Below are 13,186 nucleotides of genomic sequence, written 5' to 3'. Positions count from 1 at the left end.
AATTCCGATCACCCCGGCCCCCGCCCGGCGGCCGGGTCCCGGAGTGCGAGACTGGGGCCGATCAGGCGGAACGGCGAGAGGGGCGGGGCGTGACCGAGACCGCGGGAGGGGCGGAGTCCGGGGGCACGGTGGCGTTCACCGAGGAGCGGGCGCGCGCGGTGCTCACGAAGGCGGTGCCGCTGCCCCGGCACGAGGGCGGTCATGCCCGGCTGCTGGCCTTCGGCGAGAACGCCGTCTTCGCCGTCGAGCGGCCCGACCGCCCGGACCTCGTGGTCCGCATCAGCCGCACCGCCGACGCGCACGCCCGGGACCGCGCCGAGCGGGAACTCCGGGTCGCCGAGTGGCTCGCGGCCGAGGAACTGCCCACGGCACGCCCCGCGCCATGGGGCGCGGACCAGCCGCTGGCCTGCGACGGGCACCTCGTCACCTTCTGGGAGCGGCTGCCGGCGGCGGTGCGCCCGGCCGGACCGCGCGACCTGGCGAAGCTGCTCCGGCTCGTCCACGCGCTGCCCGCGCCGCCCTTCGAGCTGCCGCGCCGGGAGCTGCTGGGCGGGGTCGAGCGCTGGCTGCGACTCGCGGGCGACGCGATCGACCCGGCGGACGCCGCCTGTCTGCGCGCCCGCCGGGACGACTTCGCGGCCGGCGTCGCCGAGCTGACCCCGCACCTTCCGCTCGGCCCCATCCACGGCGACGCGCTGCCGCGCAATGTGCACGTCGGCCCGGACGGCCCGGTGCTGCTGGACCTGGAGACCTTCTCGGCAGACCTGCGGGAGCACGACCTGGTCGTGATGGCGCTCTCCCGCGACCGGTACGGGCTCGATCCGGCCGCCTACGACGACTTCGTCGTGGCGTACGGCTGGGACGTGCGCGACTGGGACGGGTGCGCCCTGCTGCGCGGCGCCCGCGAGACCGCCAGCTGCGCCTGGGTGGCACAGCACGCCCCGGGCAACCCGGCGGCACGGAGGGAGTTCGACCGCCGGATCGCCTCACTGCGCGAGGGCGACGCGACGGTGCGCTGGCACCCGTTCTGATCCACGCCGTGGTCCCGACGCCCGGGCCACCCCCCCCCCGGCACGCTAGCCGCGACCGCCGCCTCCCGAGCCGTTGAAGGATGAACGGAAGCCGTCCAGGGTGGCCTCCATCCGGGTCACCTGGCCCCGGGTGAACATGAACATCCCGGCGTCGTCGGTGTAGTCCATGTAGTTGACGAACATGTCGCCGTGCGGCCCGTTGTTGCACGAGATCTTGGGGAAGGTCGGCATCCCCGTGTTCTCGCCGCCCTGGTTGGGGGTGTCGGCGACGAAGTCGCTACCGCTGCAACCGTCGAAGTCGTCGCCCCAGATGTGGCGCAGGTTGAGCCAGTGCCCGACCTCGTGCGTGGCGGTGCGGCCGAGGTCGAACGGCGCGCTCGCGGTGCCGGTGGTGCCGAACGCCTTGTAGTTGATGACGACACCATCGGTTTCGGGCGGACCACCCGGGAACTGGGCGTAGCCCAGCAGGGTGCCGCCGATCGCGCTGCTGAACACCTGACAGACCCAGAGGTTCAGATAGCGGTCGGCTGGCCAGGCGGCCACTCCGCCCTTCGCGGGGAACTTGACGGAGTCGTCTTCCGAATCGAACTTCTCCTTCTGGGTCTGCGTACGCGTGATGCCGTTGGTGGGCTGCCCCTGCGGATCGGTGGTGGCCAGCTCGAACTCGATGAGGCTGTCGGCGGCGATCGGCTGCCACACCGCGGGCACCTTGCTGACATCCGGATTGGCCTTCCGGAAGTCCTGGTTGAGCGCGGTTATCTGACTGTGGATCTGCTCGTCGCTGACGTTCTGTTCGTCGGTGTTGAACACGACGTGGACAACGACGGGGATCTTGGTGACAGCGGTCCTGCCCGAGGTCAGCTCCCCGGTGGCGAACGCGAAGGCGTGGTTCTCGATCACCGTGCGATTCGCGGCGTACTCCCCGTCCCGCTCCAGCAGCCGGCGGTGGAGGGCCATCGTTCCGCAGTACTGCCCGCGTTCGAGGCCGGTGAACTCTTCGGTTTCTGGCATGCCGCACCTCCTTCATGCTTCAAGGAATTCACTGCTCATGGGAGGCGCGGGCCCGGTGCGGACTACCGCGGACCCATACACTTAAAAGTGTAGACACAGCCTAAGATCTACGGCAAGTTACCCTGAAAGCGGACTAATTATGACACGTCAATCGTCTGACTGCCTTTTCCGGCGATGGGTGCATTCCTTTGAGGAGGACACCGAAGGCGTGGCGGTCTATCGGCCGACCGACTATGACTTTCCGCTGGCGCGCGGCCGCAGGGCGCTGGAGTTCAGACCGGACGGGACCTTCGTCGATCACCCGATCGGGCGCGGCGACGCGCCGGCCACGGCGGCCGGGCGGTGGCGGACGACGGACGGCCGACGGTTCGTGGCCTCCTTCGCCGACTCCGAACGCCCGGATCGGGAGGTGGAGATCCTGCACTGCGACGACACCGTGCTCAGGATCCGCGCGTGAGCCTCCGAGGCCCGCCGGCGGTCGACCCCGCGCCCCGCCGCGGCGTCGGCCCCCGCCGGACCTCCTCGTCGCCCGCCGATGGACTCAGGGCGTCCACGACGGGTCGCGGCCGGTGAGCCCCAGGGCCCGGTCCCACAGGGGGGCGTCGTCCGGAACCGTCACCGCGGGCCCGAACATGCCCGCCACCCCCTCCTCGCTCGCCGTCTCCTCGAGCATCCCGAAGACGGCCTCGACGCTGCCCCGGTCGGGCTCGTACGGCTGACCCGTCGCCCGCGCGAGGTCCCACCCGTGGATGAGCACCTCGTCCAGGGCCACGATGCCCATCGCCTCGGCCGGCAGGGTCACTCCTCCCGCCTCGGCCGTGCCGGTCCACGCGGCGGGGTCACGCCAGGCGGCCGCCAGCTCGTCCAACCGCCGCGGCAGCAGATCGCGCCACCGGGGGTCCAGCCGGCCCGCCGAGGCGCGCGGCGCCCCGGGGGGCGTCGACTCCGCGCCGCCGCCGGACCCGCGCGGGATCCATTCGGTTTTCCGCGCCGCGTGCCGGAAGGCCACCGTCAGATCCATCAGGTGGTCCAGCAGCGCCGCCACCGGATACTCCGCACACGGTGTGCGGGCCGGCAGCAGCGCGTCGGTGACGCCGTCCAACAGCGCGGCCACCCCGCGCGTCGCGGGCCCGAGGTCGATGGGGACGACACCCCCTTCCACCTCTTCCGCCGTGCCGCCGATAACAGGCTTCTCGCCCATATCGCCATTTCCGGGGTGGTGGTGTTCGGGCTGGATGTCGCTGATGTCGTCGGTCACGGTGGCTCTCCTCGTCCGATGGTCTCCCTGTAGGGCCTTGATACAGACCTTCCAGCCCGGGAGGACTCATCGCTCGGAGTCAGCCCGCCGGCGTGGCGGGCCCCCGCAGCGGCCAGCCGCCGTCCACCACGGCCTCCGGTGTGCCCTTGCGGCGCAGCCACTGCTGATAGCCCGCGGCCCACTCCGCGTACCACCCGATCTGCTCGCGGTGGAGCTCCCACGGCTCCATGGCGGCGACCGTCGGGTGTGCCTCGGCGACCGCGAAGGCGACCCGCGCGGCGGCCAGCGCGTCCGCCCCGGCCTCGTGCGCGCCGTCCAGCACCACGCCGTAGACCTGGCAGACGGCCTCCAGGGTGCGCTTGCCCCGGCGGTAGCGGTCCACGGCCCGGTCTATGGTGAGCGGGTCGACGACCGGGCCGGTCTCGGCTCCACCCAGCCGGTCGCCCAGCGACGGCAGCCCGTGCCGGCGCAACTCGGCGGTGAGCAGGCTCAGGTCGAAGGCCGCGTTGTAGGCCACCACCGGCGCGCCGGCGCGCCAGTGTCCGACCAACGCGTCCGCCACCTCGTCGGCCACCTCGGCGGCCGGCCGGCCGCGGGCCGCCACGCGCTCGTTGGTGATGCCGTGCACGGCGACGGCGTCGTCCGGTATGGGCACGCCCGGATCGGCCAGCCAGTCCCGTCGCCCGATCGGCTCCCCGGCCTTCACCTCGACGACCGCGGCGGTCACGATCCGCGCCTCACGCGGATCGGTGCCCGTCGTCTCAAGATCGAAGCCGATCAGCAGCTCCCGGTGCCAGCCCATGGCGGCCCTCCTTCGCGGTACTTTCCCCCGGTTGTCCATCAGACTCGCACGCACCACTGACAACGCGGCCCCGCCGGCCGCCGGGGCGTGGCCGCGGCGCCCCGGAACCCCCGGGCGGCGGCTCCGGCACCGGCCGGCGGCAGGGCGGCGGGGAGGGTGCTCAGGACACCGGCCGGGAGTCCGCCCACACGCCCTCGAACTCCTCCCGGTAGGTGTCGAAGAGTCCGTTCTCGATCTCGTCCCGGTCCTCCCGCACCACGTTCGGCGTGCCGCCGCGCAGCACCAGCACCGGGGCCTCCATGCCGCGCGCCTTGCGCAGATAGGGCTGGACGATGGCGAGCCCGTCCGACCCGTCGCCGTTGACCAGGTAGGCGGTGAAGCGGGGTGTCTCGTCGAAGACGTGGATCTCGAAGGCGCCCGGGTCGCGGAGCCGGGAGCGGACCCGCCGCATGTGGAGGATGTTCATCTCCACGGAGCGGCTCATCTCCCCCTTCTTCAGGCCCAGTTCCCGCTCCCGGCGGCGGACCGCGCTACTGGCCGGGTTGAGGAAGAGCAGCCGGGCCCGGCAGCCGGTCTCGGCGAGCCGGACCAGCCGCCGCCCCGAGTAGTTCTGCACCAGCAGGTTGAGGCCGATGCCCACCGCGTCCAGGCGGCGGGCGTTGCCGAACAGGTCCTCGGCGGGGAGCTGGCGCTGCAGCCGGACCCGGTCGGGGTGGACCCCGACGACATCGGCGTAGCGGTCGCCCACCAGGTCCTCGACGGCGTCTATGGGCAGTCGGTTCGCGGACGGGGAGACGTTGCCGCTGCCGAGTATCTCCAGCAGCCGCGCGGAGGCGCGCTCGGCCTGGGCGAGCACCGTCTGGGACAGCGCCCGGTTGCGGGAGACCACGTTCCGGGTGACCTCCAGCTCGTCCAGGGCCAGCTCCAGGTCGCGCCGGTCGTCCAGGTAGGGCTCGAAGCAGGGCCAGTGCTGGACCAGCAGCTCCCGCAGCTGCGGGAGGGTGAGGAAGCTGATGACGTTGTCGTCCGCCGGGTCCAGCAGATAGCCCTTGCGGCGGCTGACCTCCCGCACGGCCACCGCGCGCTGCACCCACTCCTGGCCCGCCGGCCCGGCGGCCGCCACCACCCAGTCGTCGCCGTGGACCGGCTCGTAGATGGGTCGCAGCACGGCCGAGACGACGGCGCGCAGCCGCTGCTCGACGAGGTTCAACCAGATGTACGCGCGCCCCGCGCGGCGGGCGCGGGTGCGCACCTCTGTCCAGGCGTCGGTGTCCCAGTCCAGCTCCGCGCCGATCTCCACCGGACGCACGAGGGACACCGCGCCGGGTGGCGCGTCGGTGGCGCCGTCACCCCCGGAACCTCCGTCGCCAGGGGGCAGCTCCAACCCGCCCGAGCTCACCTTGCACCGCCTTCCGCCCCCGTCCAACGATCACCGCAGACTACTGCGCGCACAGGGGTGGTGCAGCACGATCGATCGAGGTCCGGGTCAACGTTCCGCTTCCGTATGACCGTTGTGACCCGCCAGTGCGGGCGGCGTGAGCGGATTCATAGCGGTGACGTCCCGCGGGGCCAGTTGGAAGCCCTGCCAGTGGACCGGCATCGGCTGCTGGTCCTCGTCCCGCGCGATGTGGTGGAAGCCGATGTGGACCCAGACGACGGGGTGTTCGAGAGTCTGGCCGTCAACCCAGGTGTCGACGCTTCTGCCCGCGCGGGCGCCGCAGTCGCGGAGGTTGTGGCTGGCGAACTGTTCGCAGCCGCGGTACTCCGTGACGTACACGTCGTGCCGGGTGTACGGGCGGCCCTGGTACCGGGTGCTGCGGCCGGGCACGATCTCGTACGACCTGGGGTGGCCGTCCGCGTTCCGACCCGCGGTGCTGACGACCCGCCACCAGCGGGTGCCCACCGCGTCCCCGGCCAGCTCCCTGGTGACGCGGGTGCGCGTGGTGCGGGTCCTGGGGAGCCGTCCGGACTCCTGGGTGGTGGTCGAGTCGTACTGCTCGACGACGCTCTTGGAGGAGCCGTCGAGCCCGAAGTTGAGCCGCCAGAAGACGTTGTGGCTGTGGCTGGTGGCGTAGTCCCCGGCGCCCCTGCCGAGGGGCCACCCGCGGCCGTCCCCGGCGTCGTAGTCGATCGGCGAGAGCGAGCCGGTGGCGCCGACCTGCATCGTCATGGCGCCGTCCGAGGAGAACCGCCACTCGGTGATGTACTCGTACCAGCCGACCAGGTTGACGGTGTAGACCAACAGGTCCCTGTCCTGGACCTGATGGACCTCGCCCGCGTCGGCGCCCACCATGCGATAGGCGTGGCCTCGGGCGCGGGTGGTGGCGCACAACCCCGCGACGTTCTCCCGGCTCGGCTCCGAAGCCCCCCGCACCCGTACCGTCTTGATCGTGCCGCCGGGGCACTCCGCCGGGTCCAACTGCTGGAGGCCCTGCGCGAAACCCTGCCCGGTGAGGTCGTCGTACTCCACCGAGCCGTCGTCATAGGGCACATGGATCTGGGCGAGCTTGGCGGAGGTCAGCACCTTGATCGGGCGGGGCTCGCCCCGCGGCTGGTACGTGACGTCCTTCAGCACCAGTCCGGCGTGCGACTCGTAGCTCCAGCACATGCGCCATACCGTGCCGCCCGTCAACCGCTGCTCGATGCGGTACGGGTCACCGCACGCGGCGGCGGGGGCGGCAGGGGCGGCGGCCGACGGCGGCCGCGCGGTGGGCGGCAGCGCCCGCGCGGGGCCGACGGCCGCGCCTCCCGCCGCCAGCGGCAGTGCGAGGGCGAGCGCCGAGAGCGCCCGAAGGCGAAGGGCGGGGCGGCGGCCCCGCGCGAGGCGGCGCCTACGGTCGCGCGGGACGGGCGTGGCACGCATGGCTGCACTCCTGTACGGAAGCTGACGGTGGAGGGTACGGACGGGGCGACGGGGTCCGCGGGCGCGGTCCGGGTCGGGCGGCCTCGGGTGACGGGACGGTCCGAGGACCGGGGGCCTCCGGGGACGAGACGGCCCGAGGTCGGGGCCCTGGGTCGGGGCCTGGGGGACGAGACGGTCCGAGGCCGCGGCTCCAGGACGAGACGGTCCGAGGGCCGGGCCTCCGGGGACGGGCCGCGGCGGCTCAGTCCAGCCGGGACACGCTGCGGGCGCTCAGGTCGACCACGAACCAACGGGTGTCGATCCACGGCCCGTTCCGCACTCTGCTGAAGAGCCGGACGCAGCGGTGCCGGCCGCAGGCGCCCAGCCGCGCGGGGCCGGGGTTCTCCGCGTCCACGCGGTAGACGAAGCCGGTGACCGTCAGCTGCGCGGGGTCGGTCAGCTCCCTTCCGGTGGCGTCGCGGTAGTCGCTCCGCAGCCCCTCGCCCAGCCGCCGGTCGCCGATCAGCAGCCGGGCCGCCTCGACGGCCTCCTGCCGGCTCGGCGGTGGCTGCACGCCGCGTTGCGTGTCGGTGCGCACCACCCGATCGGAGGCGAGGTCCACCGTGGTGGTGACGTAGGCGTCCCGCCGGTAGTCGTAAGAGGACACCTGGGCGCGCCGCGGCGGGGCGGCGGCACCGGCCTCCTCGGGGGGCACCTCGGCGAGGTCCACGGAGAGCGGCTGCGGGCCGGGGGCGCCTCGGACGCCCTCGCCGGCCTCGCGCGGGTCGGCGCTCAGCGCCAGGGCGCGGGCGTGCCGGATCTCGTCGTCCGTCAGCGGGTCCGTCCCGCTGCCGTCGGCGATCCGCGGCGGCGGGGGCTCCACCACGCCGGGCGGCGGGGCCCCGTCGCCTCCGGCGGCCGACCCCTGCGCCGATCCCTGCCCGTACCGCACATGCTCGTACCCCGCGTGCCCGTACGCCGGGTCCCGCGGGGAGGCCCCGGAGGTATCACCCGGAAGGGTGACCGCGACGAGGACCGCCCCGACGGTGACCGCGATCGACGCGCCGGCCACCACGGTGCCCAGGTGGCGCTGGGTCATGCTGCGCACGTCCTCCCCCATCTCCCTCTCCCCTGTCCCCTGCCCCTGCCCCGTGTCCCCCGGCCGGGGCTCCCCCGCCCCTCGGCCGCTGCCCCTCGGTGCCCCGCGCTCGGTGTATCAGCCCTCGCCGGCCGGCCGGCCGCTGGATCGCCGCCGGAGTGCCGATTCCTCCCTGTTCCCCCGGACGGCCGGATGAGACCGCGATCCGGGTGATCGCCCCCAGTATGCGGAGGTCACCCGAGAGGACGAACCGATGTGGTCGCGGATTGCCTCCGTATTGAGGAAGATCTGGTGAAAGAGGCCCGCCTGGAGGGCAGTTGGGTCACGATGCCCCTCGCTCCGGGGGCGCGGCACCGACAGGCGTCCTCGCGGCGCACGGTGAAGAAGTGGAAGAGTCGACGCATGCAGGTGTGGCCGGGACAGGCTTATCCCCTCGGCGCCACGTACGACGGCGCCGGTACCAACTTCGCGGTGTTCTCCGAGGCCGCCCAACGGATCGAGCTGTGCCTGCTCCACGACGACGGTTCGGAGACCGCGGTGGAGCTGCGCGAGAACGACGCGTTCGTCCGCCACGCCTATCTGCCCGGGGTCATGCCCGGACAGCGCTACGGCTTCCGGGTGCACGGCCCGTACCAGCCGGAGCGCGGGCACCGCTGCAACTCCGCCAAGCTGCTGCTGGACCCCTATGCCAAGGCGATCAGCGGTCGGATCGACTGGGGAGAGGAGGTCTACGGCTACCACTTCGACCGGCCGGACCGGCGGAACGACCTGGACTCCGCCCCGCACACGATGGCGTCGGTCGTGGTCAATCCCTACTTCGACTGGGGCGACGACCGGCCGCCGCGCACCGACTACCACCGGACGGTCATCTACGAGGCCCATGTGAAGGGCCTGACGATGCGACACCCGGCGCTCCCGGAGGAGCTGCGCGGGACCTACGCGGCGCTGGCCCACCCGGCGATCATCGAACACCTGACGGAGCTGGGCGTCACCACGCTGGAGCTGATGCCGGTCCACCAGTTCGTCACCGACCACCGGCTGTCCGACGCGGGGCTGACCAACTACTGGGGCTACAACACGATCGGTTTCTTCGCGCCGCACAACGCCTACGCCTCCTGGGGCGACCGGGGCCAGCAGGTGCTGGAGTTCAAGTCCGCCGTGCGGGCGCTCCACCAGGCGGGCATCGAGGTGATTCTCGACGTCGTCTACAACCACACCGCCGAGGGCAGCCACCTGGGGCCGACGCTGTCCTTCCGGGGCCTGGACAACGCCTCGTACTACCGGCTCACCGATGACCGGCGGTACTACATGGACACCACCGGGACCGGGAACTCGCTGCTGATGCGCAGCCCGCACGTGCTCCAGCTGATCATGGACTCGCTGCGCTACTGGGTCACCGAGATGCGGGTGGACGGCTTCCGGTTCGATCTGGCGGCCACCCTGGCACGCCAGTTCCACGAGGTGGACCGGCTCTCGTCCTTCTTCGACCTGGTGCAGCAGGACCCGGTGGTCAGCCAGGTGAAGCTGATCGCGGAGCCCTGGGACCTGGGCGAGGGCGGCTACCAGGTCGGCAACTTCCCACCGCTGTGGACCGAATGGAACGGCAAGTTCCGTGACACGGTGCGCGATCTGTGGCGCGGCGAGCCGCGCACGCTGGCCGAGTTCGCCTCCCGGCTGACCGGCTCCTCCGACCTCTACCAGGGCGACGGACGGCGCCCGCTGGCCTCGGTCAACTTCGTGACCTGCCACGACGGCTTCACCCTGCGCGATCTGGTGTCGTACGACAGGAAGCACAACGAGGCCAACGGCGAGGGCAACAACGACGGTGAGAGCTACAACCGGTCCTGGAACTGCGGGGTCGAGGGCGAGACCGACGACCCCGAGGTCCTGGCGCTGCGCGGCCGGCAGATGCGCAACTTCGTCGCGACGCTGATGCTCTCCCAGGGTGTGCCGATGCTGAGCCACGGCGACGAGTTCGGACGCAGCCAGCGCGGCAACAACAACGCCTACTGCCAGGACAACGAGCTCTCCTGGGTGCGCTGGCCGGACCCGGCGCGGGAGGACTCCGCGACCGCGCTGGAGCTGCTGCGCTTCACCCGGGCGTTGGTCTGGCTGCGCCGGGACCACCCGGTCTTCCGGCGCCGCCGGTTCTTCCACGGGCGCCCGGTGGAGGGGACCCACGACGAGCTGTCGGACATCGCGTGGTTCACCCGGAGGGGCGAGGAGATGCAGGCACGCGACTGGCAGGCGGCGCACGCCAAGTCGCTGACGGTCTTCCTCAACGGCAACGCGATCTCGGAGCCGGGCGTGCGCGGCGAGCGCATCCTCGACGACTCGTTCCTGCTGATGTTCAACGCGCACCACGAGCCGCTGGAGTTCACGGTGCCGGTGGACCACGGCCGACAGTGGCAGGTCGTGGTGGACACGGCCGTGGCGGGCGGGGTCGAGCCCGGGAGCGGGGCGAAGGTGGCGGCGGGCGACCGACTCACCCTGGTGGACCGGAGCCTGACGGTGTTGCAGCGGCCCGGTTAGCCGACCGGAGCGGCCCGGTCGGCCGAGCGCTCCGGCGGCGGCGCCTGGCCGGCCGCGGAACCGACCGGAGTAGTACACCCGTTCGGGTGGACGTCCGCGGGCGCACATCGGGTGCGGACGGTGGCTGGGTACGTACGTTCTATGACCTTCCACCACGCCGCTCCGCCGCCGGTGCCGCCTCCCGAGCCGCTGTCGGACCCGCCGTCCGCCGCCGGCCCCGGGCCGCGGCCGCGGGTGCCCACCGCCACCTACCGGCTCCAGCTCCAGCCCCGCTTCCCGTTCGCCGCGGCGCGCGCGGCCGTGCCCTACCTCGCCTCGCTCGGCGTCTCCCACCTCCATCTGTCCCCGGTGCTGGAGGCCGTGCCCGGCTCCACACACGGCTATGACGTGGTGGACCACGCGGCGGTGCGGGGCGAGCTCGGCGGTGAGGAGGGGCTGCGCGAGCTGGCCCGCGCGGCCCACGCGCACGGCCTGGGCCTGATCGTCGACATCGTCCCCAACCACATGGCCGTGCCCGTGCCCGCGCGGCTCAACCAGGCGCTGTGGGAGGTGCTGCGCGACGGCCAGGCGTCGCCGTACGCGCGGTGGTTCGACATCGACTGGGACGCGCAGGACGGCAAGGTCCTGCTGCCGGTGCTGGCCGGACAGCTGGGCGACGAGCTCAAGCACCTCACGGTGGCGCGCGACGTGCTGCGCTACCACGACCACCGGTTCCCGCTGCGGCGCGGCACCGAGCGGCTGCCGCTTCCGGAGCTGCTGGACGCCCAGTGGTATCGGCTGGGCTGGTGGCGGCTGGCGCGCACCGAGCTCAACTACCGCCGCTTCTTCACCATCTCGGAGCTGATCGCGGTGCGGGTGGAGGATCCGGAGGTGTTCACCGCGACCCACGCCACGCTGTCGCGGCTGTGTCGCGAGGGGGTGATCGACGGGCTGCGCGTGGACCACCCGGACGGACTGGCCGACCCGGCGGCCTATCTGCGCCGGCTGGCGGAGGCCACGGGGGGCCGGTGGACGGTGGTGGAGAAGATCCTCAGCCCCGGCGAGCCGCTGCCGGAGGACTGGCCCGTCGCGGGCACCACCGGCTATGACGCGCTGCGCCACCTGGACGGCCTGTTCCTCGACCCCGGGGGCCTGGCCTCCCTCACCGGGCTCTACCGGGAGACCGTCGGCGTCGACGCCGACCGGGGCGGCGACTGGCCCGCCACGGTCCGCCGCGCGGCCCACAAGGTGGTGAGCCATGAGCTGGCCGCCGAGGTGGAGCGGCTGGTGCGGTGCGCCACCCGGCTCTGCGCCGACTCCCCCCGGCTGCGCGACCACGCCCCCTGGGCACTGCGCACCGCCGTCCGCGAACTCCTGGTCCGGCTGCCGGTGTACCGGCCGTACGCGACCGCCGGCGCCCCCGCCCGGCCGGCGGACGCCGCGCTGCTGGACGAGGCCGCGCGGGGCGCCCGCACCGCCTTCGCGGTGGCCGAGGAGGCACGGGCCGTGGACGTGGTGCGGGACGCGGCCCTCGGCCGGCTCGGCGACGGCCCGCGGCAGCGGGACTTCTGCGCCCGCTTCGCGCAGACCGCCGCCGCGCTGCGCGCCAAGTCGGTCGAGGACACCGCCTTCTACCGCTACGTCCCGCTGCTCTCCGCCGCCGAGGTGGGCGGCGACCCCGGCCATCCCGTCGTCGACGCGGCCGCCTTCCACGCCTTCTGTGCCCGGCTGGCGGCCGACTGGCCGGACACCGGCACGGTGGTGTCCACCCATGACACCAAGCGCAGTGCGGACGTCCGGGCCCGGCTGGCGGCGCTGACCGAGCTCCCCGGGCCCTGGGGGCGGCTGCTGGCGCGGTTGCCGGGCGGCGCCCCGGACCCCCATGTGGCCTGGCTGGCCTGGCAGACCGCGCTGGGCATGGGCTTCCCGGAGGTGGAGCGGCTGGTGCCGGCGGTCCTGAAGAGCGTGCGCGAGGCCGGGCTGCGCACGACCTGGACCGAGCAGAACGGCGGGTATGAGGAGGCGGTGGCGGCCTTCCTCGCCGCCGGCCCCGGCGAGCCGCGCGGTTCGCTCGGCTCCGCCTTCGCCGCCTTCAACCGCGAGCTGGACGCCCCCGCCCGGGTCAACGCGCTGGGGGCGGCGCTGCTGCATCTGACCATGCCCGGCGTGCCGGATGTCTACATGGGCACCGAGCACGCCTACCTCGCCCTGGTCGATCCCGACAACCGCCGCCCTCCGGAGTTCCGGCCGGCCCTGCTCGCCGACCTCGACCGGGGACGGGCCGCGACCGGGCTGTCGGCCGAGAAGCTCCGGCTCACGGCCACGGCGCTGCGGCTGCGCCGGCGCCACCCGGAGTGGTTCGGGGCCCCGGGCGGCTATGCCCCGCTCTTCGCCGAGGGCCCGGCCGCGGAGCACTGCGTGGCCTTCGCCCGCGCGGGCTCCGCCATCACCGCGGTGACCCGCCTGTCCCAGCGGCTGGCCGAGGCGGGCGGCTGGGCCGACACGGCGCTCCCCCTGCCGCCGGGCCACTGGCGGGACCTGCTCACCGGCCGCACGGCGGAGCGCCGCTGGCCTCTGGGCGAGCTCTTCGACCGGCTGCCGGTCGCACTGCTGGCGCGGGCATGAGGGGCCG

The 13,186-nt window shown here is 73.3% G+C and carries 10 protein-coding genes; 4 read left to right on the top strand and 6 right to left on the bottom strand.

The features are described from left to right. Nucleotides 1-89 precede the first annotated feature (89 nt). Nucleotides 90-1,031, top strand: coding sequence for a phosphotransferase enzyme family protein (locus CD790_RS06810; RefSeq protein ID WP_399217057.1), 942 nt, complete (start codon nt 90-92; stop codon nt 1,029-1,031). Nucleotides 1,032-1,076: 45 nt separating this feature from the next. Here CD790_RS06810 and CD790_RS06805 read toward each other — a convergent pair whose 3' ends face one another. Further along, the gene (locus CD790_RS06805; RefSeq protein WP_222108226.1) at nt 1,077-2,042 is read right to left on the bottom strand and encodes a zinc metalloprotease; all 966 of its coding nucleotides are present in this window, start codon (nt 2,040-2,042) and stop codon (nt 1,077-1,079) included. 208 nt (nt 2,043-2,250) lie between these two features. On the opposite strand from CD790_RS06805, the gene CD790_RS34450 reads away from it, so the two are divergent. Next, complete coding sequence (locus CD790_RS34450) at nt 2,251-2,499, top strand: hypothetical protein (RefSeq protein ID WP_186318909.1); 249 nt, start codon at nt 2,251-2,253, stop codon at nt 2,497-2,499. Nucleotides 2,500-2,583: 84 nt separating this feature from the next. On the opposite strand, the gene CD790_RS06795 is transcribed toward CD790_RS34450, so the two are convergent. From CD790_RS06795 to CD790_RS06775, 5 genes are all read right to left on the bottom strand, one after another. Further along, nucleotides 2,584-3,300, bottom strand: coding sequence for a TIGR03086 family metal-binding protein (locus CD790_RS06795; RefSeq protein WP_313956477.1), 717 nt, complete (start codon nt 3,298-3,300; stop codon nt 2,584-2,586). A gap of 79 nt (nt 3,301-3,379) precedes the next feature. Continuing rightward, nucleotides 3,380-4,102 carry a 3'-5' exonuclease gene (locus CD790_RS06790; RefSeq protein WP_144382131.1) on the bottom strand — a complete coding sequence of 241 codons (723 nt, stop codon included), beginning with the start codon at nt 4,100-4,102 and terminating at the stop codon, nt 3,380-3,382. A gap of 160 nt (nt 4,103-4,262) precedes the next feature. Continuing rightward, nucleotides 4,263-5,501, bottom strand: a complete 1,239-nt coding sequence (locus tag CD790_RS06785; RefSeq protein WP_144382130.1) for an SAV2148 family HEPN domain-containing protein — start codon at nt 5,499-5,501, stop codon at nt 4,263-4,265. Nucleotides 5,502-5,588: 87 nt separating this feature from the next. Next, a complete protein-coding gene (locus CD790_RS06780; RefSeq protein ID WP_144382129.1) occupies nt 5,589-6,965 on the bottom strand; it encodes a copper amine oxidase in 1,377 nt (458 codons plus the stop codon). Nucleotides 6,966-7,206: 241 nt separating this feature from the next. Next, nucleotides 7,207-8,043, bottom strand: a complete 837-nt coding sequence (locus CD790_RS06775) for a Tat pathway signal sequence domain protein (RefSeq protein ID WP_260867389.1) — start codon at nt 8,041-8,043, stop codon at nt 7,207-7,209. A gap of 402 nt (nt 8,044-8,445) precedes the next feature. On the opposite strand from CD790_RS06775, the gene glgX reads away from it, so the two are divergent. Beyond that, nucleotides 8,446-10,575 (top strand): glycogen debranching protein GlgX, encoded by a 2,130-nt coding sequence (glgX, locus tag CD790_RS06770; RefSeq protein WP_144382702.1) that lies wholly within the window; start codon nt 8,446-8,448, stop codon nt 10,573-10,575. A 141-nt stretch (nt 10,576-10,716) separates the two neighbouring features. Then, nucleotides 10,717-13,179: a malto-oligosyltrehalose synthase gene (gene treY / locus CD790_RS06765; RefSeq protein WP_144382127.1), complete on the top strand. Its 2,463-nt coding sequence runs from the start codon at nt 10,717-10,719 to the stop codon at nt 13,177-13,179. The last annotated feature ends 7 nt before the right edge of the window (nt 13,180-13,186 follow it).

Source organism: Streptomyces sp. SAJ15, from assembly GCF_007595705.1.
Taxonomy (GTDB): domain Bacteria; phylum Actinomycetota; class Actinomycetes; order Streptomycetales; family Streptomycetaceae; genus Streptomyces.
This window is presented reverse-complemented; position numbering and strand designations above follow the sequence as displayed.